19 protein-coding genes and 2 pseudogenes are annotated in these 24,115 nt (G+C 68.3%); 17 read left to right on the forward strand and 4 right to left on the reverse strand.

The window, feature by feature from the left end; genetic code table 11:
* Positions 1-15: 15 nt before the first annotated feature.
* Positions 16-378, forward strand: a pseudogene (locus H7F30_RS06770) (IS30 family transposase); the annotation flags it as partial.
* Between the two features lie 303 nt (positions 379-681).
* Positions 682-1,167: a hypothetical protein gene (locus tag H7F30_RS06775; protein WP_187037557.1), complete on the forward strand. Its 486-nt coding sequence runs from the start codon at positions 682-684 to the stop codon at positions 1,165-1,167.
* A gap of 330 nt (positions 1,168-1,497) precedes the next feature.
* On the opposite strand, the gene H7F30_RS06780 is transcribed toward H7F30_RS06775, so the two are convergent.
* On the reverse strand, positions 1,498-2,286 hold the full coding sequence (locus H7F30_RS06780; RefSeq protein WP_187037563.1) for a hypothetical protein: 789 nt from the start codon (positions 2,284-2,286) through the stop codon (positions 1,498-1,500).
* Positions 2,287-3,146: 860 nt separating this feature from the next.
* Between H7F30_RS06780 and H7F30_RS06785 the strand changes: the two genes are divergently transcribed.
* The 4 genes from H7F30_RS06785 to H7F30_RS06800 all read left to right on the forward strand — a co-directional run bounded on the left by H7F30_RS06785 (position 3,147) and on the right by H7F30_RS06800 (position 7,549).
* On the forward strand, positions 3,147-3,365 hold the full coding sequence (locus tag H7F30_RS06785) for a hypothetical protein (protein ID WP_187037564.1): 219 nt from the start codon (positions 3,147-3,149) through the stop codon (positions 3,363-3,365).
* A 188-nt stretch (positions 3,366-3,553) separates the two neighbouring features.
* Entirely contained in the window at positions 3,554-4,408 is an 855-nt protein-coding gene (locus tag H7F30_RS06790; RefSeq protein ID WP_187037566.1) for a hypothetical protein, read from the forward strand.
* Complete coding sequence (locus H7F30_RS06795) at positions 4,405-4,770, forward strand: GntR family transcriptional regulator (RefSeq protein ID WP_187037568.1); 366 nt, start codon at positions 4,405-4,407, stop codon at positions 4,768-4,770. Before H7F30_RS06790 ends, H7F30_RS06795 begins: the two co-directional genes overlap by 4 nt.
* Positions 4,771-4,990: 220 nt before the next feature.
* The gene (locus H7F30_RS06800; protein ID WP_187037570.1) at positions 4,991-7,549 is read left to right on the forward strand and encodes a glycogen/starch/alpha-glucan phosphorylase; all 2,559 of its coding nucleotides are present in this window, start codon (positions 4,991-4,993) and stop codon (positions 7,547-7,549) included.
* Between the two features lie 99 nt (positions 7,550-7,648).
* On the opposite strand, the gene H7F30_RS06805 is transcribed toward H7F30_RS06800, so the two are convergent.
* From H7F30_RS06805 to H7F30_RS06820, 3 genes and pseudogenes are all read right to left on the reverse strand, one after another.
* Positions 7,649-8,302: a response regulator transcription factor gene (locus tag H7F30_RS06805; RefSeq protein ID WP_187037571.1), complete on the reverse strand. Its 654-nt coding sequence runs from the start codon at positions 8,300-8,302 to the stop codon at positions 7,649-7,651.
* Between the two features lie 147 nt (positions 8,303-8,449).
* Positions 8,450-9,499, reverse strand: a pseudogene (locus H7F30_RS15115) (alpha/beta fold hydrolase).
* Positions 9,500-9,501: 2 nt separating this feature from the next.
* Positions 9,502-9,726 (reverse strand): hypothetical protein, encoded by a 225-nt coding sequence (locus tag H7F30_RS06820; protein ID WP_187037576.1) that lies wholly within the window; start codon positions 9,724-9,726, stop codon positions 9,502-9,504.
* A 353-nt stretch (positions 9,727-10,079) separates the two neighbouring features.
* Here H7F30_RS06820 and glmU point away from each other — a divergent pair, with 353 nt between their 5' ends.
* The 11 genes from glmU (at position 10,080) to H7F30_RS06875 (ending at position 24,102) form a co-directional block, all read left to right on the forward strand.
* The gene (glmU, locus tag H7F30_RS06825) at positions 10,080-11,600 is read left to right on the forward strand and encodes a bifunctional UDP-N-acetylglucosamine diphosphorylase/glucosamine-1-phosphate N-acetyltransferase GlmU (RefSeq protein ID WP_187037577.1); all 1,521 of its coding nucleotides are present in this window, start codon (positions 10,080-10,082) and stop codon (positions 11,598-11,600) included.
* Positions 11,601-11,608: 8 nt separating this feature from the next.
* Positions 11,609-12,580 (forward strand): ribose-phosphate diphosphokinase, encoded by a 972-nt coding sequence (locus H7F30_RS06830; RefSeq protein WP_047312561.1) that lies wholly within the window; start codon positions 11,609-11,611, stop codon positions 12,578-12,580.
* A 320-nt stretch (positions 12,581-12,900) separates the two neighbouring features.
* Positions 12,901-13,599 (forward strand): 50S ribosomal protein L25/general stress protein Ctc, encoded by a 699-nt coding sequence (locus H7F30_RS06835; RefSeq protein ID WP_187037580.1) that lies wholly within the window; start codon positions 12,901-12,903, stop codon positions 13,597-13,599.
* A gap of 113 nt (positions 13,600-13,712) precedes the next feature.
* On the forward strand, positions 13,713-14,303 hold the full coding sequence (gene pth / locus H7F30_RS06840) for an aminoacyl-tRNA hydrolase (RefSeq protein WP_187037581.1): 591 nt from the start codon (positions 13,713-13,715) through the stop codon (positions 14,301-14,303).
* Positions 14,293-15,873, forward strand: coding sequence for a hypothetical protein (locus H7F30_RS06845; protein WP_187037583.1), 1,581 nt, complete (start codon positions 14,293-14,295; stop codon positions 15,871-15,873). Before pth ends, H7F30_RS06845 begins: the two co-directional genes overlap by 11 nt.
* A 137-nt stretch (positions 15,874-16,010) precedes the next feature.
* Positions 16,011-19,637 carry a transcription-repair coupling factor gene (gene mfd / locus H7F30_RS06850; RefSeq protein ID WP_187037585.1) on the forward strand — a complete coding sequence of 1,209 codons (3,627 nt, stop codon included), beginning with the start codon at positions 16,011-16,013 and terminating at the stop codon, positions 19,635-19,637.
* A complete protein-coding gene (locus H7F30_RS06855; protein ID WP_255464985.1) occupies positions 19,634-20,638 on the forward strand; it encodes a MazG family protein in 1,005 nt (334 codons plus the stop codon). Before mfd ends, H7F30_RS06855 begins: the two co-directional genes overlap by 4 nt.
* A 131-nt stretch (positions 20,639-20,769) precedes the next feature.
* Positions 20,770-22,053, forward strand: coding sequence for a phosphopyruvate hydratase (gene eno, locus H7F30_RS06860; RefSeq protein ID WP_187037587.1), 1,284 nt, complete (start codon positions 20,770-20,772; stop codon positions 22,051-22,053).
* Between the two features lie 5 nt (positions 22,054-22,058).
* Complete coding sequence (locus H7F30_RS06865) at positions 22,059-22,640, forward strand: septum formation initiator family protein (RefSeq protein WP_187037588.1); 582 nt, start codon at positions 22,059-22,061, stop codon at positions 22,638-22,640.
* Complete coding sequence (locus H7F30_RS06870; RefSeq protein WP_187037590.1) at positions 22,637-23,161, forward strand: DUF501 domain-containing protein; 525 nt, start codon at positions 22,637-22,639, stop codon at positions 23,159-23,161. The genes H7F30_RS06865 and H7F30_RS06870 overlap by 4 nt, the downstream gene beginning before the upstream one ends.
* Before the next feature lie 2 nt (positions 23,162-23,163).
* Positions 23,164-24,102 (forward strand): Ppx/GppA phosphatase family protein, encoded by a 939-nt coding sequence (locus H7F30_RS06875; protein WP_187037910.1) that lies wholly within the window; start codon positions 23,164-23,166, stop codon positions 24,100-24,102.
* Positions 24,103-24,115 lie beyond the last annotated feature (13 nt).

Raw genomic sequence — 24,115 nt, forward strand, 5'->3', positions numbered from 1 at the left:
GCCGGCAAAGACAGCGCCAGCATCGCGGACATCCTCATCGAACACACCCGCGAACTGCCCGAGATGATGCGCGCGTCGCTGGCATGGGATCAAGGCAGTGAGATGGCCCGCCACGCCGCGCTCAGCCTGGCCACTGCTCTGCCGGTCTACTTCGCCGACCCCAGATCGCCGTGGCAGCGCCCGAGCAACGAGAACACGAACCGGCTGATCCGCGAGTACCTACCCAAGGGCGAGGCCATCCCCGCGCACCAGCCCTACCTACGCGCCATCAGCAGCGAACTCAACGAACGCCCCCGAGCCACGCTCGGCTACCTCACACCCCGAGAATCCTTCCAACGACTCCTCGTCGGACAACCCCACGTTGCTTCCACGCCTTGACACCGCCTTGAAGTTTCGCAAAATAGCCGCCCAGGCTAGTTTGCGAATAACTGGCCTCTACGTTTGCGAATCTGCGGTTCGCAGCGATTTCGGCGGCTGATTTCTCCCCGAGCGGGTCGAGATGAAGTGAAGGCAGGTCAAAGCCCCAACGCCCGATGCGAGGTGCGTCGACCTCCGCCGTCAGCAGGTGGAGTGCGCGGGCCTTCGGGCCTTCAGAGGTCCGGCTTGGGTTTCGCAATGCCCGGGTTTCCCGATGGGGCCTCAGTGGCGCAATTCGCGCTCCTGTTGTGCCACCATGCGCACATGGGAATCTTCGGCTTCGGCAAGCGTGACAGCGACAGTGACGATGCCGAGGGCGAAGGGGAAGCCTGGGGTATGGAGCCGGCGCACCCGCGATTCGCAGCACACTTCACTCATCCGATGTACAACGACCCGGCCGACGACTGGGCGCCGTTCGGCAGCGACGAAGCAGCCGACACCCTCGCGGAGTGGGAAGAACGGCGTGATGAGCTGACGCCCACCAGCAGGCTGCGAGACATGTACGACTCGGAAGAGGAATGGCAGGAGTCAGTCGCCGAAATCGGCACCTCGCCGCTTGATGCGGACGACGAGGCGACATGGGTGGTGGCGCGAGCCTTTACGTTGCTGAGGCTCACTGGCCAGATTGACGATGAGGGCAAGGCTGTTGTGCTGCGCGGCCTCGACCGCCTTCTCCAGGAGACCGGTAACGCGGAGGAATACCTCCAGCAGAAGCGCGACGTGGAAGCCTGGCGCAACGATCCCAGCTGACACCTGGCGTGTCCCGGACTGCCCCCCTGGTGGCCGGCTGCGTGGGCGAAGAGGCCGAGCGAGGAGCCGTTTCGTCGGTGATCGGACTGGCTGTGGGGGAGTAGGCCTCTCGCGATCAAAGCGGATACTGGCTCGCACTGTTCTTGGAGCATCGGATGGGAAGCCACAATCCGCCGGGAACCCGGAGCGAACGTCGCGCGAACTTACCCTGCAGTGTGGGTGACGGCGAACTGGCTACGTTCCCTGCGGTTGGCTGCGTTCCACCGTCACCAACCGCAGGAAACGTAGCCAGCTGAGGGGCTGTGCGTTCCTGCGCACCTGAAGGGTGCGTCAGCAGTAATCGCTGCTCGTGAACGTCATATCGCTCACGTAGATGGCCTGGGACCGATCGACGCGGGTGAAGCTCGTCTGGGCGTTCCAGTACGTCAGCGTGAACCCCGTGATCGGTCCCGCGTAGGTGACCGTGATGTTGCCGGACGATGACGAGTTCGGCAGGGGGTTGCTCGTGCCCGACTGCTTGGCAGGGTCGGCTTGAGTTGCAGAACCGATGACCGTCGAGCCGCGCGAGGTCACCGTGAAGGCCCCCGAGAGTTCGACGGCGTCCCAGAAGTCGCCGCCCTGACTGTCGATGTCCGTGATCGTGAACTTTAGGCCCTTCACAGCGACCGGTCGGCCGTTCGCGGTGAACGAGAAGGTGTAGGTGCCACGCGCATTGCGCTGGTAGCTGGAGTAGTCGCCCGTCTGCGACTGCAGGATGGTGAGGCCGCCCGTGTAGGAGCCGCCGACCACCCCGGCCTCGACCGTGAGGTTGCGGTTCTCGCCAGTCTCGGCGCCGGACTTCATGTTCCCCGTGTAGGCGGCGTCCACCGTCACGCTGATGGGCGGAGCCGAGCCGGCCGGGACGCTCGACGTGAGCTTTCCCTGGGTTCCCGCCGAGTTGCGGGTGTAGGAATTGACGCCCCAGTCGAGCGTGTAGGCGACGCTCGGGCAAGGGGAGGCAGCCAACGCTGGGGCGGCAGCGCCGACGACTAGCGTCGGAGCGGCCCACGCGGCGGCCGCAGCAACGCGGCGCCGGGAGAGGCCGTCGGTGGTCGCGGACTCGGGGGTCGTCTGAGTCATGGCAATGCCTTTCCGTCTGATGTTGACGGGTGGGTACCGGGGAGCCGTTGACGCGTGAGCCGCGCATTCAGGCGGGCCGCAGAAACCTTCCGTCCTTGTCGGCCAGGAGATTAGTCATGACGTGTTACAGATTTCCGGTTGATTCGGGTGGCTGCTCGAGGGGTCGTGAGGGCCGTCACGCCGCCATTTCTCTATGTCGGACGATATAGGAAGATTCAACTACCCTGGGGTAGGCCGAGATTGGCGCAAGGCGCTTCTCGCAGGTCTCGGCGGGCACTGCACGCCCAGTAGTTCGCGACGCCGAAGGTGCGTGAGGAGGTTCACAGATCTCACCCGCAGTTCATCTCAAGGGGTGAGACCTCGCTCGCGGCGCGAGAGGTGTGGGTGCGGCTAAGAATCAACACTCGCACCCTGCTGGAGTGGTATGCGGCCCTTCAGCAGGCCGAGCGACTCTTGAAGGTCATGTCTGTGATGTAGATGGCCTGTGCGCGATCCACGAGGAGGTCGAAGGTCTCGACAGCGTTCCAGTAGGTGAGAGTGAAGCTCGTAATCGGGCCGGCGTAGCTGACGGTGAGGTTGCCGTCCGCCGAGGAGTTCGGAAGCGGGGCGCCCGCCTGCTGCTGCCGGGCCGGGCTGGCCTGCGTGGCGGAGCCGCCGACACCCGGGCTGCTCGATATGTGACGGTGAATGCCCCGGAGAGCTCGACGACGTCGATGAAGCAGCCGCTGTCGGTGTCCAGGTCGGTAATCGTGAACGTCAGGCCTGTGACGGACGTGGGGGGCGCGGTTCGACGAGAACGAGAACGTGTACACGCCGCGAGCGGTTCGCTGGTGCGGGCCCAGCAATCCAGTCAAGGACTGATGGAGCGAGAGTCCGCCGACGTGCCGTCCGCCGATCGCCCGAACATCTGGCGACGAATGTCATCGCCGTCCGCGCCGCGTTCGCAGCCCCTCGCCGTCGGCGTCGTCACGGTGGCGCTCGCCGTGACGGAGGTGTCGCGCACCGCCACCACCATCGGGGCCATCCTTACGTCCGCCCTCCTTTCCCTCGTTCTGGTGACGCACGTGCGGCGCCCCTAATGCCCATGAGTACCTGGTGGCGCATCATGGTCACTCCCGCGCAGTCGCGGGCGCTGGGCTAGGGCCAATGTGGCGTCGAGGTGAGCGGCTTCGTGGTAGCAGCCTGACGCTTTTGTTCCAAAGTCTTGACACAAGAGCGGGTCGGTCGCACACTCCTTGTATCAATCACTTGAAACAAGGAGTTCGTGATGCCCATTCTGTTCATCGGTGCGGTCATGCTCGTTGTCGGGGCGCTCGTCGTCCTCCTGTCCACACGGCGTCGTGACGACGTGGGCACCCCGGTCGAGCGGCGCGCGCAGCAGCACCTTCGTGTGGCCCGCTTTGTCGCCCTCGGCTGTGGGGTCGCGGCCTTCGCCGGGAGCGTGGCCTTCGGCGGTTCGCTGGGGCGTGGCCTTGTCGTCGCTCCCGCCCTCGCGGGCGCGGTGGCCATCGTCGTCATGGCGGTCGGCGAAATGAGCGCGCCGCGCGAAGGAGCGGTCGAGCGTTCGGCGTCCCTGGCACGCCGAAACCCGTCCGACTTCGTCTCGCGTACGGCAGCCACAACAATGCTCGTCACGCTCGGGGCGCTGGTCGGGCTGCTCGTGCTCGCCGGCCTCACTGCGTCGGCGGACGACATGGGCCGCGATGGCCGCGCCGTCGAATGGGCGACAGCCCTCGGGGGCGAAGGCCGCAGCCCATGGCCGGGGGCTTACTACGGGGTGCCGCTCGGAGTCAGCCTGCTCGTCCTGTGCGTCGGCCTGCTCGTGGGACTCCGCGCCTCCGCTGCGCGTCCGCAACTCAACGCCGATCACGCCGAGGCCGTCAGCGACGACGCCCTGCGTCACCGCAGTGCTCGCTCGCTCCAGTGCGTTGCCCTCCTGGCGCTCGGCCTCAGCCTTGCCGGCGTCGCGCTCCTCGTGACGGGCGGCACCCGAACGACCCAGCCTGGTGCGCCGACCTGGGTCTCCGTGGCGCACTGGTGCGGCGTCGCAGGGCTCTTAATCGCGCTCGTCGCCTGCCTCGTGGGCGTGCGCACCCAGCTCGCTCGGGCGGCCACGCGATGAGTGCACTGCGCGTCGACGCTGCCGATCCCACCCCGCCCTACGAACAGATCCGGCGGCAGCTGGCCCTCCTCATCGACACGGGCGAACTCGGGCAGGGCGAGCGTCTGCCGACGGTGCGACAACTCGCCGGCGACTTGCAGGTGGCCCCCGGCACGGTCTCGCGGGCGTTCAAAGAGCTCGAGGCCGCGGGCTACGTCGAAACACGCCGCGCCGCAGGAACTCGAGTGAAGGCTCGACAACGTCCGAGTGACACGAGCGAACTCGACTCCCTCGCCGAAGGCTTCGTCGCTCGCGCGAGGACGCTGGGCGCCGACCCCGACGATGTGCGCGCCTCCCTCGAAAGGGCTCTGAGCAGGAGCTGATCGCCTGGCCCGGCGCGCCGGACGCAGCGATCCCGCGGCTCGACCCGTCCGCCCGCGATACGGACGAGTAGTTGTCCGTGGGAAGGGCTGCCGGAGAATCGATTTCGACGAATCGGCGCCGCCGCCGTCACGCGTGGATCCGGCACACAGCCGCCACGACCTAGGATCGGGGACGCCGCACGAGCGGGCCCGACCGACCTCGATTTCCCCCGGAGAGTTCATGTCCCACGACCCGTCCGATCGTCCCAGCGCAGGCTGGCTCGCCGACGAGACCCCGCGCCTCGACAGCTCCGTCAAGGGCTCCGCGTTCGAGCCCACGAGCCCCCGGGCCACCGAGCCCGTCGCGGGCCCCGAGCGCACGGTCGACGGCTTCGCCAAGGCGTTCCTCGACGAACTCAACTTCGAGGCCGGCGTCGCGCTCAAGCGCTCGACGACCACCGACCAGTACCTCGCGCTGGCCCGCACCATCCGCGGCTATCTCATGGCCGACTGGCTGCGCACCGCGGAGCGTCGTCGTCAGAACCCGACGAAGATGGTCGGCTACCTCTCGGCCGAGTACCTGCTGGGCCGCCAGATGGGTAACTCGCTGCTCGCCACCGACCTCGGAGACATCGCCGAGCAGGCCATGACGTCGCTCGGCCTCGACTTCAACCTCCTGCGTGCCCAGGAGATCGAGCCCGGCCTCGGCAACGGTGGTCTCGGCCGCCTCGCCGCCTGCTTTATCGACTCGCTCGCGTCGATGGACGTGCCGAGCATCGGCTACGGCATCCGCTACGAGTACGGCATCTTCCGTCAGACCTTCGAAGAGGGGCGCCAGGTCGAGGTGCCCGACGCGTGGCTCTCCCTCGGCGCCCCCTGGGAGTTCCCGCACCCCGACCGCGCCGTCCAGGTCAACTTCGGCGGCACGACCGAGCAGTACATCGACGGCGATGGCCGCACCCGCCGCCGCTGGCTGCCGGCCTGGAACGTGCAGGGAATCCCGTACCACTACATGGTTCCCGGCTACCAGAACGGCGTCGTCAACACGCTGCGCCTGTGGAGCGCCCGCGCCACGCAGGAGTTCGACCTCAAGATCTTCAACTCCGGCGACTACGCCGAGGCCGTGCGCGCCCAGACCTTCGCCGAGAACATCTCGAAGGTGCTCTACCCGGAGGACTCGACGCCGCAGGGGCGTGAACTGCGCCTGCAGCAGCAGTACTTCTTCGTTGCGTGCTCGCTCAAGGACTTCATCGACCGCACGCTCGAGGAGGACTTCGACCTCACGAAGCTCGACGAGCGCATCATCTTCCAGCTCAACGACACTCACCCCGTCATCGCCATTCCGGAGATGATGCGTCTGCTCATGGACGAGCACGACATGGAGTGGGCTGCCGCGTGGAAGGTCACGAGCAAGTGCTTCGCCTACACCTGCCACACGCTGCTGCCCGAGGCCCTCGAGGTGTGGCCCGTCGAGCTCATGACGCGCCTGCTGCCGCGCCACATGGAGATCATCTACCGCATCAACGAGGAGTTCCTCGACACCGTTCGCGAAGCCTTCCCCGGTGACGAACTGCGCGTTCGCCGCATGTCGGTCATCCAGGAGCACCCCGAGCGGGCCGTCCGCATGGCCAATCTCGCGACGGTCGCCGGCGTCAAGGTCAACGGCGTCGCCGCGCTCCACTCGGAACTGCTGCGCGACAAGCTGCTTCCCGACTTCGCGGCCCTGTGGCCGAACAAGTTCACCAACGTGACGAACGGCGTGACGCCGCGCCGCTTCATCCGCCTTGCGAACCAGCAGCTATCCACTCTCATCACCGACACGATCGGCCCCGGCTGGGAGACCGACCTCGAGCGTCTGCGCGAACTCGAGCCCTACGCCGACGACGCCGCGTTCACCGAGAGCTTCCGCCAGGTGAAGCAGGCCAACAAGGATCGCCTGCGCTCCATCCTGAGCCAGCGTGACGGCATCGAACTGCCCGAGCACGCGATGCTCGACGTCATGGTCAAGCGCCTGCACGAGTACAAGCGTCAGACGCTCAAGCTGCTGCACATCGTCTCGATGTACGACGACATCACGAGCGGGCGTGTGCGCCGCGAGGACGTCGTGCCGCGCACCTTCGTCTTCGGCGCCAAGGCGGCGCCGGGCTACTTCATGGCGAAGGAGATCATCTTCCTCATCAATTCGGTGGCGAAGACGATCGCGCAGGACCCGCGCGTCACCGACCTCATGGCCGTCGCGTTCCCCGCGAACTACAACGTGACGCTCGCGAACAAGCTCATCCCCGCCGCCGACCTCTCCGAGCAGATCTCCCTCGCCGGCAAGGAGGCCTCCGGCACGGGCAACATGAAGTTCGCCCTCAACGGCGCGCTGACGATCGGCACCGACGACGGCGCGAACGTCGAGATCCGCGAACTCGTCGGCGACGAGAACTTCTTCCTCTTCGGCATGCTCGAGCCCGAGGTGGCGGCGCTCGCGGACCGCGGCTACACGCCGTCGTCCTTCTACGAGTCGAACCCGGCACTCAAGCGCGCCATCGACCTGCTCGCGAGCGGCCACTTCACCGGGGGCGACCGCTCGCTCGCGGCGCCGGTGGTCGACGACCTGCTCTACAAGGACAGGTTCATGGCGCTCGCCGACTTCCAGTCCTACCTCGACGCGCAGGCCCGCGTGGACGCTGCCTACCGGGACGTCGACGGCTGGACCCGCTCGGCGGTGCTCAACGTCGCGCGCTCCGGCTTCTTCTCATCCGATCGCTCGATGCGCGACTACCTCGACCGCATCTGGATGCCGAAGAGCTGACGCCCGAAACGCGAACGCCCGCGTCACCTGGCCGTTTCGGCCGGTGACGCGGGCGTTCGCCCTGTGGGTGACGTTCTCGCTGCTCGGTGGGTCGCGGCGTCAGGCGGTCTGCGCGGACGTGTCCGGGGTGCTCGGCGGCGTCATGTGGAAGCCGTAACCGACGCCCCACAGCACGGCCTCCGAGCGCGTCGTGACGCCCATCTTGCGGTAGGCGGTGCGGATGTAGCTCTTGAGGGTGTTGAGTGTGAGGTGCAGGTGCACGGCGATGATGTCGTTCGGCATGCCCTGGCAGATGAGCGCGACGACTTCACTCTCACGCTCGGTGAGGCCCTGGCGGCGCCCCGGCCACGTGCCGCGCTCGAGCTCGATGGGGAGCGACTCCGACACGACGTGCTCGCCGGAGTCGATGGCGCGCAGGGACCGCACGAGTTCCTCGCCGCCCAGCGCCTTGGACAGGACGCCCGTCACCCCCATGTCGAGCATCCGGTCGACGAATGACTGCGGAATGCCCTTGGTGAACACGGCGATGCGCTTGACGTTCTCGTCGGCGCTCAGGACGTTGAGGGTCGACCAGCCGCGGTCGGCCATAGCGAAACAGTCGTACAACGCAATGTCGACGCCCTGGCTGATCTCGGTCTGCGGCACGAGCTCGACCTCGTCCGCGTACGGCTTGAGGAGAGCGTCGAGACCCTGGACGACAATCTCGAAGTCGTTGATGAGTGCAACGCGCAGTTTCTTGTGCTGGGTTGACACCTGTTGTCCTCCAACCCGATTCGCCCGAGGGCCCGACGATGGTTCTCGCGGGAGTCTATCCACGCGCCGACCGCTCGGGCGCAGGACCGGGTAGAACGTCGATTTCACGCTTGCCGCACGAGGGTGATCCCGGCCGGCGGAACGATGTCAGCCGGCAGGTGTCATCCGGCCCAGAAGGCCGTTGAGCGCGCGGACGAAGCCGTCCGGGTCGGCCACCATCGACAGGTGCCCGGCGTTCGCGACGGTCGCCGACGGCGGGCGGCCGAGGTTGCGCTCGGCGCCCTCGCGTGAGCCGCCACCGGTGGCGTCCTCCTCGCCCCACAGGACGGCGCGCGGCACCCGAATCGCGCGGACCTGCTCGGGCGTGAGGTGGAGCATCGGTCGATCCGCCGTGTCGAGCATCGCCTCCTCCGCGACGCGTTGCCGCAGCGGGCGGATCCACGCGTCGACGAGGGCATCGCGCTTCGCGCCCTGCAGGCCGTGGCAGACACTTCCGCACTGTGCGTCGAAGATGCGCCGAGGGAACCAGTTCCAGTGCGTGCCGAGGCGGTACAGCGACAGGGCGTACGGAGTGCGTGCGATGAACGACGCGACGGCCGGCGGTTCGCCCTCTCGTCCGTCGAACGGGAGGGCGTCACCGTCGGCGAAGACGATGCCGGAGATCCGATCGGGGTGCTCGAGGGCGACCGCCCCGACGACGGCGGCCCCGAGTGAGTGCCCGACGAGCGTCGGCTTGTCGAGCTGCAGCGCCTCGACGACGCCGAGGACGAGGTCGCTCTGGTCATCGAGCGAGTAGCGCCCCGAGTACTACGAGTACCCCGAGCCCGCGAGGTCGACGGCGACGACGGGCCGGTCCTTCGCCAGCTGCGGTGCGACGAGAGACCACGACACGGTCGACTCGGCGAAACCGTGAACGAGAACGAGCGGAGTCTGCGTCGAAGCTGCGTCGCCCCAGCGTTCGTAATGGACGCTGACGGTGCGCCCGTCGCGCAGCCGAACGTCGACGTCGGCACCCGTCGGGGCGCCGAGGCGTTTCGGGGGAGTGGTGAGTGCGTTGAACGTCAGCGACAACACCGTGACGACGAGAAACGTCGTGACCACGCCGCGCAGCACCCGGCGGCCGACGGCGCGCGCTCGCGTACGACGCTCGGGTTGCCCGGCCGACTCGGTCGACGAAGGGGCTGACGCGCTGCTCATGCTCAGCCGAGCTCGCCGTTGCCGACGCTCGGCTCTGTCGTGCGCTTGGCCGCCGCGCCCATCCGTTCCTCAAAGCCGCCCGATTCGACGAACGCCGTGATGCGCTTCGTGCCCATGGCCTGCAGAACGATGTTGGCGACAACGTCGGCGAACAGCGTCACGAGGACGATCCACGGCACCCAGTGGTCACCGAAGACCCAGACGACGGCCACGGGCACGTAGAACACGAGGGCCTGGGAGACACCGGCAATGGCCTGACCGATCGAGGGCTTGGCAGCTCGAGCCAGCCGACACGCTGGTGCAGGACGGCGGGCTTCGCGCCGGTGTCGTTCATTCCGCAAGTATGAAGGACGCCGAGTCCCCCTCTCGCGCTCCAACGAGCGCCGCCCGGATGCCGGAACGGCGCCGCACGACACGCTGGCGAAGACGCCCATGGCGCCTTGCGTCCAGGCCGGGACAAGCGTTCCCCGGGGCGAGGCGGGAAGTGGGGCGGTAGAGTCGCTGTGCTACTGCTGCCCGTTCGTGATCCGAGGCGGGCCGCAGCTTCCAGACATCACCGAATCGCAGGGGAGCTTCACACGTGAGCGCACCGCGTCCCGCAGCCGTCATCGTCCTCGCCGCAGGCGAGGGCACCCGCATGAAGTCAGACATCCCCAAGGTGCTGCACACGATCGGCGGACGTTCCCTCGTCGGGCACGCCGTCGCGGCCGCCCGGGGCACCGAGCCGTCGCACCTCGCCGTCGTCGTGCGTCACCAGCGTGAGCGGGTCGCGGCGCACATCGCCGAGATCGCTCCCGACGCGACGATCGCCGACCAGGACGAGGTCAAGGGCACCGGCCGCGCCGCGGAGTGTGCACTCGAGATGCTGCCGGGCGATCTCTCCGGCACCGTGCTCGTCACCTACGGCGACGTGCCGCTGCTCGCGACGCAGACCCTCACCGAGCTGACGACGGCGCACGAGCAGGGCGGCAACGCCGTCACCGTGCTCACCGCCGTCGTGCCGAACCCCACCGGCTACGGGCGCATCCTGCGTGACGCCGCGGGTTCCGTCGCGGGCATCATCGAGCACAAGGACGCGCTGAAGGCCCGCGAGGAGGGCACCGAGCACAAGGACGCCGTCGAGATCCGCGAGATCAACTCCGGCATCTACGCGTTCGACGCGGCGGTGCTGCGCGAGAGCCTCGCGAAGGTGACCACCGACAACGCCCAGGGCGAGAAGTACCTCACCGACGTCCTCGGCCTCGCTCGCGAGGCGGGCGGCCGTGTCGAGGCGCACACGATCGACGACCTCATGCAGACCGAGGGCGTCAACGACAAGGTGCAACTCGCCGCCATGGGCCGCGAGCTCAACAAGCGCATCGTCGAGCAGGCCATGCGTGACGGCGCCATCGTCATCGACCCGGCGACGACGTTCCTCGACGTCGAGGTGACGATCGGGCGCGACACCGTCGTCCACCCGAACACGCAGCTGCGCGGCGCCACGACGATCGGCGCGAACTGCGAGATCGGCCCCGACACGACGCTGGTCGACACCGAGGTCGGTGACGGCGCGAGCGTCGTGCGCACCCAGGCCCAGCTCGCCAAGGTCGGCGACGAGGCGACGGTCGGTCCGTTCAGCTTTCTGCGTCCCGGCACTGAGCTCGGCGCCAAGGGCAAGATCGGTGGCTTCGTCGAGACGAAGAACGCCCAGATCGGCGACGGCGCCAAGGTGCCGCACCTCACCTACTGCGGCGACGCCGTCATCGGTGAGGGCGCGAACATCGGCGCGGGCACGATCTTCGCCAACTACGACGGCGTCAACAAGCACGTGACGCACGTCGGCGCCCACAGCTTCGTCGGCTCCGACTCGGTGCTCATCGCACCCGTCACCATTGCGCCGGGCGCATACGTGGCCGCCGGTTCCGCCGTCGACGGCGACGTCAACTCCGGCCAGATCGCGGTCGCCCGCGGCCGGCAGCGCAACATCGACGGGTGGGTCGAGCGCCGCCGCTCCGGCACGAAGACGCACGAGGCCGCCCAGAACAACGCCCGGGACGCCACGAACGCCGACCCGTCAACTACTGTTGCTCCGGAATCCGCTGACGAAGGGACCTCGAAGTGAGCCTGTCCATGAAGCGCACGACCGAGAAGAACCTCATGGTCTTCTCCGGACGGGCCAACCCCGAACTCGCGCAGGCGGTGGCTGAGGGGCTCGGCACCCAGCTCGTGCCGACGCAGGCCTACGACTTCGCCAACTCGGAGACGTACGTGCGTTTCGACGAGTCGGTGCGCGGTTGTGACGCCTTCGTCATCCAGAGCCACACCGCTCCGGTGAACCAGTGGATCATGGAGCAGCTCATCATGGTCGACGCGCTCAAGCGCGCCTCGGCCAAGCGCATCACCGTCGTCGCGCCGTTCTACGGCTACGCACGTCAGGACAAGAAGTCGCGCGGCCGTGAGCCGATCTCGGCCCGCCTCGTCGCCGACATGTTCAAGACGGCCGGCGCCAACCGCCTCATGGCGGTCGACCTGCACACCGACCAGATCCAGGGCTTCTTCGACGGTCCCGTCGACCACCTGCAGGCCCTGCCGGTCATCACCGACTACGTCGCGAGCAAGTACGGCAACGAGAACCTCGCCGTCGTCTCGCCGGACGCCGGCCGCATCAAGGTCGCCGAGGCCTGGAGCAAGCGCCTCAACGGCGCACCGCTGGCCTTCATCCACAAGACGCGCGACGTGACGCGCCCCAACCAGTCGGTCGCCAACCGCGTCGTCGGCTCGGTCGAGGGCCGCACCTGCCTGCTCGTCGACGATATGATCGACTCGGGTGGCACCATCTGCCACGCGGCCGACGCGCTGATGAACGACGGCGCCGCGTCCGTCGTCATCGCCTCGACGCACGCGATCTTCTCCGACCCGGCCGTTCAGCGCCTGAACGACTCGGTGGCCCGCGAGGTCATCGTCACGGACACGCTGCCGATCACGCCGGAGAAGAAGTTCGACAAGCTGACGGTGCTGTCCATCGCGCCGCTGCTGTCGCAGGCCATCCGTGAGGTCTTCGAGGACGGCTCGGTCACGAGCATGTTCGACGAGGCGCAGTAAGCACTTCGCCCGACGACGGCCTCGAACCCCGCACGTGCGGCGGTTCGGGGCCGTTTCGCGTCCGTGGCGTCGCTCGTTTAGACTGGTCGACGTTGCCTCGGCGAGGGACGCTGCACGGGCGCGCGACGAAAGTCGCCGTTCGGATCCAGGGTCCGTGATCGACGCGGTGGTTCTCCGTTCGACGTCCGCTCTGTGTGAGCGTGTGACGAAGTGGCGTACCCGCGCGAACTCGTGCCCGTACATCGCCCCGCGTCGAGGCCACCGCACCCGATACGTCGGTTCGCGCGCAAGCGCGAGCCCCTTCCGCTTGGAGGCCAGCCATGGCACAGGAGAAGACCTACCTCGACGCCACCATCCGCACGGAGTTCGGCAAGGGCGCTGCCCGCCGCATCCGCCGTGAGGACAAGATCCCCGCCGTTCTCTACGGCCACGGTGAGAAGCCGGTTCACCTCGAGCTCGAGGGTCACGCCACGATGCTCGCAGTGAAGAACCCGAACAACCTGCTCACGATCCGCTACGACGGCAAGGAAGAGCTGGCGCTCGCCCGCGACGTCCAGCGCGAGATCCTGCGCCGCAACATCGAGCACGTCGACCTCGTCATCGTGAAGCGCGGCGAGAAGGTCGTCGTCGACGTCGCCGTCCACGTCGAGGGCGAGGCCGCTCCCGAGACCGTCGTCACGACGGAGAACGCGACGCTGTCCGTCGAGGCCCCGGCCACCGACATCCCCGAGTTCTTCACGGTTTCCGTCGAGGGCCTCGAGGCCGGCACGCAGATCCTCGCGAAGGACATCACGCTGCCCGAGGGCGTCACGCTCGACTCCGACGAGGAGCTGCTCGTCGTCAACATCACCGAGCAGATCTCCGCTGAGGCTCTCGAGGCCGAGCTCGCCGACGCCGAGGCCGAGGCCGGCATCGAGCACGACGAGTCCGACGAGGAGGCCGCCGAAGGTGCCGAGGGCGCTGAGGGCGAGTCCGCCGAGGGCGACGCAGCCGAGGGTGACGACTCCGAGCAGGAGTGATCCCCGGTCCGAACAGGACTTTCTGACGAGGCCCCTCGTCGCCGTCGCAGGCGGCGGGGGGCCTTCGTCGTCACCGCCCTGCGGCATACTGGTCGCTCGTGGAAAGGACGCCCATGGACCCCTGGCTCGTCGTCGGCCTCGGCAACCCCGGCCCGAAGTATGCGGGCAACCGCCACAACGTCGGCGCCATGGTGGTCGAACGCATGGCAGCTGACGCAGGCGTCACGCTGCGCGCCCACAAAGCACGGGCCGCCGCAGCCGAAATCCGCCTCGGCACCATGCCGGGCGGCATGCCCGGGCCCAAGGCCGTCATTGCGGTGCCGAGCAGCTACATGAACGAGTCGGGTGGACCCGTCAGCGCGCTCATGAAGTTCTTCAAGATCCCGCCGGAGCGTCTCGTCGTCCTACACGACGAACTCGACGTCGACTTCGGCGCGGTGCGCCTCAAACTCGGCGGCGGAGAGGGCGGCCACAACGGCCTGCGTTCCATCAGCAAGAGCATCGGCACGAAGGACTACCTGCGCGTGCGTCTCGGCATCGGTCGTCCGCCCGGGCGCATGGACGTGGCCGACTTCGTGCTCAAGGATTTCAACGCGAGCGAACGCAAGGAACTCGACTTTCTCGTTCCCGCAGGCGGCGACGCCGTCGAAGCTCTCGTCCACCGTGGGCTCACCGACGCGCAGAACATCGTGCATGCCCACTGAACGCGTCACCGAGCACGTCAGCCGACGTCTCGCGCTGCACGCCTGGTCCGCGACGGCCGTCGTTGCCGTCGGGGGCCTGCTCTTCGTCCTCATTGCGCCCGGAGTGGGCGACATGTGGGCCGCCCTCGCACGCGCCCAGGCCGCTCGTGACGGTGTGACGCTCGGGTACTGGTTCAGCTGGTACTCCGGAGCGCATCCGCCCGGCGGCTACTCGGTCATCGTGCCGTGGCTGTCGGCGCTGCTCGGTGCGCACCTCGTCGTCGCGCTCGCGGCCCTCGCGATTCCGTGGGCCGTGGCCCTCACTGTGACCCAGGTTCGCCGACCGATCGTCGCCGTCTGGGTGGCCACGATCAGCGCCCTCCTCACCCTCGGTGCCGGCCGGACGACGTTCCTCGTCGGTGCGGTCATCGCCATCGGAGCCCTCGACGCCGCCATCCGCGATCGGCGCTGGCTCGCGTCGTTCCTCGTCGTCCTCAGCGGCCTGGCGTCGCCAGTGGCCGTGGCGTTCGTGCTCGTCGGTCTGGGCGCGGGATTCCTCGGCAAACGCCTGTCGATCGTGCCGATCCTCGCGGGGCTGGCCTTCCTCGGTGTTTCGTCGTGGCTGTGGGGCAGCAGCGGCCCCGAGGGCTACGGCTGGGCTCGCGCGCTCATCTCCCTCGCCCTGCTCGCGGTCTTCCTCTTCGCGAACCCGGCGCGTCCGGTCAAGGTCGCCATCGTCATCGCGACGTTCGCCATCGTCGTGTTCTCGGCCGTGCCCAACGCGATGGGGTCGAACCTCGCGCGGCTCGTGTTCGCCGTCCTGCCCGTAGCCGTGGCCGCGACGGCCCGGCGCAGCAACCGCTTCACCGCGCTCGCCGTCGTCCCGGCACTCGTCTGGTCCGCCTACTTCACCGCGCACGATCTGGCCGATTCGCGCGCTTCGGCGTCGTCGGTCACGGTGTACCAACCGCTCGCGGACGCCCTGAAGCGCCAGCCCGGTATCGAGACGAGCCGCGTCGAGGTGGTCGCCGACGGCACGCACACCTCGGCCTTCGTCCTCGCCAAGGACTTCTGGCTTGCCCGCGGCTACGAGACGCAGGCCGACCGCAGCCTCTCCGATGCCTTCGTCGACCGGGAGGCGAGCATCTCGCCGGAGCACCTGAACGGCTGGTTGCGCGACTCGAGCGTCCGGTACGTCGCGCTCAACCGGCACCCGGTCAAGCGCACGGGGGAGTGGCGCACCGCCAACGCGCAGCCTGAGGGATGGCGCGAGGTCTGGTCGAACCGTGACTGGCGCCTGTTCGAGGTCTCGGGCACGAAACCGCTCATCGGTGACGGCGCCACGCTGCGCGGCAAGAGCGCCTCGCACCTCGTCCTCAACGTTCAGCCTGGGCGCGACGTCGTGGTACGCGTGCGCTGGTCGTCCTACTTGCACAGCCGCATCGTCGAGGAGAAGGGCCCGGGTGACGCGTCGGGTCACCCCGACGAGACGCCGCGCGTCATCCTCGAACCGTCGGGTGACGGATGGACGATGCTGCGCCTCGAAGGCTCCTCGGTCGCTCGTGACGTCGAACTGTTCGGCCGCCCCTGAGCGGGATGATTCCGCGCCGTTCCGGGGTTGTCGCAGAGCACACCTAGACTGAGGTCACGCCTTCGTCCGCCCCGGCGGCGCGCGAAGGTGTCACGGCTGCGCGCCCTGATCCAACCGCCCGCGAAGGAGTTCCGCGAATGCCCGAGGCCACCAATCTGCCGCTCATGCCGCTGCTCGAGCGGGTGTGCGCGGACGCCTCGGTCGGCAGGCTGCTCGCGTTGCGCGGCGAGGAGGGCCTCGTCGATGTCGCGGCCGCCTCCGGCCTGCGCGGACCGATCGCGGCGGCGCTCGCCGGCGCCTGCGCGCCCGGTGAGGGTGGCGTTCCGTTGCTCGTCGTCACGGCCACCGGTCGTGAGGCCGACGACGTCACGGCCGTCCTGCGCAGCTTCCTCGACTACGACGCCGTTGCCGACTTCCCGAGCTGGGAGACGCTCCCGCACGAGCGGATGTCGCCGCGCTCCGACACGGTCGGCAAGCGCCTGGCGGTGCTGCGGCGCCTCGCGCACCCCGAATCCGGCGGCACCTACGGGCCGATCGAGGTCGTCGTCGCCTCCGTGCGGGCGCTCATGCAGCCGCTCGCCAAGGGGCTCGGTGATCTCGAACCGGTCAGCCTCGCGGCCGGCGACGAGCGCCCGCTCGAAGACATCGTCCAAGCCCTCGTCGGTGCTGCGTACACGCGCGTCGACATGGTGGAGAAGCGCGGTGAGTTCGCCGTGCGCGGTGGCATCCTCGACGTCTTCCCGCCCACCGAGGACCACCCGGTGCGCCTCGAGTTCTGGGGCGACGTCGTCGAGGAGATCCGCTGGTTCAAGGTGGCCGACCAGCGTTCGCTCGAGGTCAACCCGCACGGGCTGTGGGCGCCGCCGTGCCGTGAGCTGCTGCTGACGCCCGAGGTCCGTGAGCGCGCCGCCGAGCTCGCCCCGACACTGCCCGGCGTCACCGACATGCTCTCCAAGGTGGCCGAAGGCATCGCCGTCGAGGGCATGGAATCCCTCATGCCGGCACTTCTTCCCGCGGGGATGGAGACGCTCGTCGACGTCGTGCGCCCGGGAACCCACGTCGTCCTGCTCGACCCGGAGCGTGTGCGCACCCGCGCCCACGACCTCGTCAACACCTCCCAGGAGTTCCTCGACGCAAGTTGGGCCAACGCGGCTGCTGGCAACGCCATTCCGGTCGACCTGCGCTCGATCCTCGACGGCGGTTCCTACTGGGCGCTGTCGGATCTGCGCGACAAGGCGCTCGCCGGCGAGCGCGCGTGGTGGTCGTTCAGCTCCTTCGCTGCCGACAACGACCTGCAGGAGTTCCTTGAGGACGAGTTGCCCGGCACCCGCGTCACCATCGCGTCGGAGGACGTGCCCAACTACCGCGGTGACACGGAGAAGGCCTCGGCCGACATCAAAGCCCACGTCGACGCCGGGCGATCCGTCGCCGTCGTCACGGACGGGCCCGGCTTCGCCAAGCGCGTAACGCAGGTGCTCGGCGAGCACGATGTGGCCTCGCGCCCGATGACGCAGGTGCAGGCCGGCGTCGAGGTGGCCACCGGCGCGCTCGGGCACGGCTTCGAGATGCCCGACCTCGGTCTCGTCGTCCTCACCGAGGCCGACCTCACCGGTTCGGCCGGGGCGAGCACGAAAGACATGCGACGCATGCCGTCGCGCCGCCGCAACGTCGTCGACCCGCTGCAGCTCAAGCCGGGCGACCACGTCGTCCACGAACAGCACGGTGTCGGCCGCTTCGTCGAGATGATGCAGCGCACCGTCGGCGGAGCCACCCGTGAGTACCTCGTGCTTGAGTACGCCTCGAGCAAGCGGGGGCAGCCGGGCGACCGACTCTTCGTCCCCACCGATCAGCTCGACCAGGTCACCCGGTACGTCGGCGGCGAGATGCCCACCCTGTCGAAGATGGGTGGTTCCGACTGGGCCGCCACGAAGTCGAAGGCGCGCCGTCACGTCAAGCAGATCGCGGGTGAACTGATCCGCCTCTACTCCGCGCGCCAGGCCACGCCCGGTCACGCGTTCGCACCGGACACCCCATGGCAGCGTGAGTTGGAGGACGCATTCGCCTACGTCGAGACGCCGGATCAGCTGAGCAGTATCGACGAGGTCAAGGCCGACATGGAGAAGACGGTTCCGATGGACCGCCTCGTCTGCGGTGACGTCGGCTACGGCAAGACCGAGATCGCCGTGCGCGCCGCGTTCAAGGCGATTCAGGATTCCAAGCAGGTCGCCGTTCTCGTGCCGACCACGCTGCTCGTCAAGCAGCACTTCTCCACCTTCTCCGAGCGGTACGCGGGCTTCCCCGTCACGGTGCGTGCGCTCTCGCGCTTCCAGAGCGACAAGGAGGCCCGCGAGGTGCTCGCGGGCCTGAAGGACGGCTCGATCGATCTCGTCATCGGTACTCACCGCCTGCTGAGCAAGGAGGTCCAGTTCAAAAATCTCGGCCTCGTCATCGTCGACGAAGAACAGCGATTCGGTGTGGAGCACAAGGAGCAGCTCAAGCAGCTGCGTACGGCCGTCGACGTGCTCGCGATGTCGGCCACGCCGATTCCGCGCACGCTCGAGATGGCGGTCACCGGCATCCGCGAGATGTCGACCCTGGCCACGCCGCCGGAGGAGCGCCACCCTGTCCTCACCTTCGTCGGTGCGTACGACGAGAAGCAGATCACGGCCGCCATCCGGCGCGAGCTGATGCGTGAGGGTCAGGTCTTCTACGTCCACAACAAGGTCGGCAGCATCGAGAAGCAGGCTGCTCGCATTCGCGAACTCGTGCCTGAGGCGCGTGTCGCCACGGCCCACGGAAAGATGGGCGAGGCCCGTCTCGAGGAGGTCGTCGTCGACTTCTGGGAGCGCAAGTTCGACGTGCTCATCTGTACGACGATCGTCGAGACCGGCCTCGACATCAGCAACGCCAACACGCTCATCGTCGAGCGGGCCGACCAGCTCGGCCTGAGCCAGCTGCACCAGCTGCGTGGACGTGTCGGCCGTGGCCGCGAACGTGCCTACGCGTACTTCATGTTCCCCGCGGAGAAGCCGCTCACGGAGACGGCGCACGACCGACTCCAGACGATCGCGAGCCACACGGACCTCGGGGCGGGCATGCAGATCGCGATGAAGGACCTCGAGATCCGCGGCGCCGGAAACCTCCTCGGCGGCGAACAGTCCGGTCACATCGCCGGCGTCGGGTTCGACCTCTACGTGCGCATGGTGGGCGAGGCCGTGGCCGACTACCGCGGCGACGAGGGCAACGCGATGCCGGTCGAGATCAAGATCGAACTGCCCGTCGACGCGCACCTGCCGCACGAGTACGTGCCGGGGGAGCGTCTGCGGCTCGAGGCGTACAAGAAGCTCGCGAGCGTCGAGGACGAGGCAGCTCTCGACGAGATCATCGCCGAGCTCAAGGACAGGTACGGCGAGCCGCCGCAGCCGGTGCTCAACCTCTTCGACGTGGCACGTCTGCGCACCGTCGCGCGCAAGGCGGGCATCAGCGATATCGGTGTGCAGGGCAAGTACGTGCGCTTCGGGCCGGTCACCGAGCTGCGCGAATCGCAGGAGCTGCGCCTCGAGCGGCTCTTCCCGGGCACCCTCGTCAAGAGTGCACAGGAGCGCCTGCTCGTGCCCACGCCCATGACGAAGCCCGTCGGCGGCAAGCCGCTGCGTGACGAGGCGATCCTGCAGTGGGCCACGCAGCTCGTTCAGGCGGTGCTGCTCGACGACATCGCGGCCGCCGCTGCGGCGCAGGAACTGTCCCGAGGAGGACGCCGATGAGTGCCGACATGAACGCCGGATCGATCGGCCTCGTCGTCGTCAGCCCACGCGTGCCGGCCGGGCTCATGACACGTGACGCTTGGAGCCGCATCGAGTCCGCGGGCCTCGTCCTCGGGCGTGACGCGGAGGAGCCGCTTGTCGAGGCCGTCACCGAGGCGGGCCTCGAGGTCGAACTCGTCGCAGACGTCACGGCGCCCGATCTGGCACGGCGCCTCGTCGACGTGGCCGACGAGCAGGACGTCGTATGGCTCGGATCGTCGGACGCCGACCCAGGGCTCACCGACGCGCTCGCCGGTGAGCTGACGCGCCTCGACTCGCCGCCGCCCGTCGAGGTCGTCGTCGGGTCGTGGGACGCTCCCGGCGCGCGGCTGCTCGACGCCGTTGCCGTCATGGACACGCTCCGCTCGCCGGGCGGGTGCCCGTGGGACGCGAAGCAGACGCACGCGAGCCTCGCGCCGTACCTCGTCGAGGAGGCCTTCGAGGTCGTCGAGGCGATCGGCGAGCAGGACAGTTCACACCTCGAGGAGGAGCTCGGTGACGTGCTCCTCCAAGTGCTCTTCCACGCGCGCGTTGCGTCCGAGCGCGCCGATGACGGCTTCGACATCGACGCCGTCGCGGGGCGCCTGGTGGACAAGCTCGTCCGCCGCCACCCGCACGTGTTCGCCGACGGCGCCGCGTCCTCGCCCGAGGAAGTCGAAGCGGAGTGGGCCCGCATCAAGGCCGACGAGAAGCCCGAGCGCGACTCCGACGACCCCTTGGCTGGTGTCCCGACCGGGTTGCCGCCGCTCGAGCGCGCCACGAAGTACGTGTCCCGCCTGACGAAGGCCGGCCACGGCGATCTCGTCGCGGACGTGACGAGCGGCGACTCCCTCGGTCCGGCACTGCTCGACCTCGTCGTTCAGGCTCGCGAACTCGGCGTCGATCCGAGCGTGGCCCTGGCCACGGCGTTGAGCGATCTCGACGCCCGTGTGTGCGCTCGACGCAGCGATCCGTCCACATGAGCTTCACCACGGCATTGCTACCGGCCAGTTCCTGCTCGGTTCGTTAGGCTCGGAGGTGAGCGGCCATCGCGTCGCACACAGCCTGCGGTCGAACGACGTGACCGTTCCCCTCACTGCATCGGAGAGATTCTGTGGCAACCATTGAAAGCATCGGCGCATTCGAGATTCTCGACTCGCGCGGCAACCCGACAGTGAGCACGGTCGTCGTGCTCGACGACGGCTCCGTCGGTGAGGCGGCCGTTCCCTCGGGCGCTTCCACCGGTCAGTTCGAGGCCGTCGAGCGTCGTGACGGCGACAAGGGCCGCTACCTCGGCAAGGGTGTCCAGGACGCGGTCAACTCGGTCATGGAGGAGATCCAGCCCGAGCTCCTCGGCACCGAGGCCGACGACCAGCGCCTCATTGACGCCGAGATGATCGCTCTCGACGGCACGGACAACAAGGGCAAGCTCGGCGCGAACGCCATCCTCGGCGTCTCGCTCGCCGTGGCCCGCGCGGCCTCCCAGTCGGCAGGCCTGTCGCTCTACCGCTACGTCGGTGGCCCGAACGCCCACGTCCTGCCGGTTCCGATGATGAACATCCTCAACGGTGGTTCGCACGCCGACACGAACGTCGACATCCAGGAGTTCATGATCGCCCCGATCGGCGCCGAGTCGTTCAGCGAGGCGCTGCGCATGGGCACCGAGGTCTACCACGCGCTCAAGGCCGTGCTCCACGACAAGAAGCTCAGCACCGGCCTGGGCGACGAGGGCGGCTTCGCTCCGGACCTCGACTCCAACCGCGCAGCGCTCGACCTCATCGTCGACGCCATCAAGAAGGCCGGCTACGTCCCGGGCAAGGACGTTGCGCTCGCGCTCGACGTCGCCGCGTCCGAGTTCTGCGAGAAGGGCAAGTACACCTTCGAGAAGAAGAAGCGCGACGCCAAGTGGATGACGGACTACTACGCCGACCTCGTGAAGTCCTACCCGCTCGTCTCCATCGAGGACCCGCTGGACGAGGAGGACTGGGAGGGCTGGGCCCACATCACCGAGACCCTCGGTGACAAGGTTCAGCTCGTCGGTGACGACCTCTTTGTCACGAACCCTGAGCGTCTCCAGCGCGGTATCGACACGAAGACCGGTAACGCGCTGCTCGTCAAGGTCAACCAGATCGGTTCGCTCACCGAGACGCTCGACGCCGTCACGCTCGCGCAGACGAACGGCTACCGCTGCATGATGTCGCACCGTTCCGGTGAGACGGAGGACACGACGATCGCAGACCTCGCCGTCGCCACGAACTGCGGCCAGATCAAGACGGGTGCGCCGGCTCGCTCCGAGCGCGTCGCGAAGTACAACCGTCTGCTGCGCATCGAGTGGGAACTCGACGACGCCGCGGTGTACGCCGGTCGCAGCGCCTTCCCGCGTTTCGCAGGTAACTGAGCGGTTTGAAGCCGAAGAAGTCCCGCCCCTCCCGTTCCGCCCCACGCGGTGGAACGGGAGGGGCGCGTCCTGCCCCGAACAGCCGCCCGGCACGCTCAGGGCGTGACCGTTCGCGCCCGAGCGGCTCGACGCGCCCCAGCCTGCGTCAGCAGTTCGATGCACCCATCGAGCGTCGGCGTCGGGCGAACCCGCGCACGGTCCGCCGTGCTCTTGCCCTGGGAGCGCTCTTCGCGCTCATGCTCGTCGTCCTGACGCCCACGCTGCGCAGCTACCTGCAGCAGCGCAGCGAGATCGCCGACCTGCGCCAGCAGAAGATCGATGGCCAGAAGCGGGTCGAGGCGCTCGAGGCGCAGAAGAAGCGCTGGGAGGATCCGGCGTACATCAAGAAGCAGGCGACGCAGCGCCTCGGCTACGCCATGCCGGGGCAGAAGGTGACGGTCTACGTCGACGACCGCAACAAGCCGCATGCGGTGACGAAGTCCACGGGCGTCGCGAACGCGACGACGTTGTCGAGTCACCCCTGGTACGGCCAGCTGTGGGGTTCGGTGAAGATGTCGTCCGACGAGAGTCAGCAGGGGAAGAAATGAGTGAGATCAGCTCGTCGGTGAGCGCCAGCGACACCGCGGCCATCGAGCGCCAGTTGGGGCGTGTGCCTCGCGGAACCGTCGAGGTCTCGGCGCGTTGTGCGTGCGGTTGCCCGACGGTGGTGCGCACCTTGCCGCGGCTGCCGGACGGAACCCCGTTCCCCACCTCCTTCTACGCCACGTGCCCGCGCCTGACCGGTGCCATCTCCACGCTCGAATCGCGGGGCGTCATGAAGGAGATGACCGACCGTCTTGCCGAGGACGAGGAACTTGCGGCCTCCTACCGCCGCGCGCACGAGGACTACCTGGCGCGCCGCGCCGAGCTCGGCGAGGTTCCCGAGATCGACGGCATCAGCGCTGGCGGTATGCCGACGCGCGTCAAGTGCCTCCACGTGCTCGTGGCGCACTCGCTCTCCGTCGGCCCCGGCATCAATCCGCTGGGTGACGAAGCCATCGCCTTGCTCGGCGACGACTGGTGGAAGAACGGCTGCTGCGGCGCAGTGCCCGCCGAAGAGGGGAAGTGACGATGCGCGTCGGTGCGATCGACTGCGGGACCAACTCGATCAGGCTTCTCGTCGCCGATCGTGACGGTGAGAACCTCACGTACCTCGCTCGCCGCACTGAGATCGTTCGCCTCGGCCAGGGTGTGGACGTGACCGGGCGTATCGCCGACGAAGCGATGGCGCGCACCCTGCTCGTCGCGCGTGAGTACGCCCAGATCTGCCGCGAGCACAACGTGGACGCCGTGCGCTTCGTCGCGACGTCGGCGTCGCGTGACGCCGAGAACGCCGGTGAGTTCGTCGACGGCGTTCGATCGGCGTTCGGTTCCTACGACGTCGTGCCCGAGGTCGTCTCGGGGCACGAGGAGGCGTCGCTCAGCTTCACCGGTGCCACGGGGCCGCTGCGCGCGCAAAACGCGGATGCGCCCTTCCTCGTCGTCGACCTCGGGGGCGGCTCGACGGAGCTGGTGCTCGGTACCGACGACGTCGCGCAGTCGATCTCGCTCGACATCGGCTCGGTGCGCATGACGGAGCGCCATCTGCGTTCCGACCCACCGACTGCCGCAGAGATCGAATCGGCGATGGTCGACATCGACGCCGCGCTCGACGAGGCCGAGAAGATCGTCGACCTGTCTGCGGCGAAGACGTTGGTCGGCCTTGCCGGGTCGATCACGACCGTCACAGCCCACGCGCTGGGCCTGTCGTCGTACGACTCGTCGCGAATCCACGGAGCGGAACTCACGCTTGAGCAGGCGCTCGCCTCGTGTGACGCCCTGCTCGGCGCCGGCCGCGACGAGCGGGCGGCGTACGGATTCATGCACCCTGGGCGCGTCGACGTCATCGGAGCGGGAGCTCTCATCTGGCGAGCCGTGGTGCAACGCGTCGCTGCACGCGCGGGGCTCACCGAGGTGCGCATGAGCGAGACCGACATCCTCGACGGCATCGCCCTCAGCATCACGGCCTGAGCGCTCATTCCTC

Source organism: Dermacoccus sp. PAMC28757 (assembly GCF_014302635.1).
Taxonomy (GTDB): domain Bacteria; phylum Actinomycetota; class Actinomycetes; order Actinomycetales; family Dermatophilaceae; genus Dermacoccus; species Dermacoccus abyssi.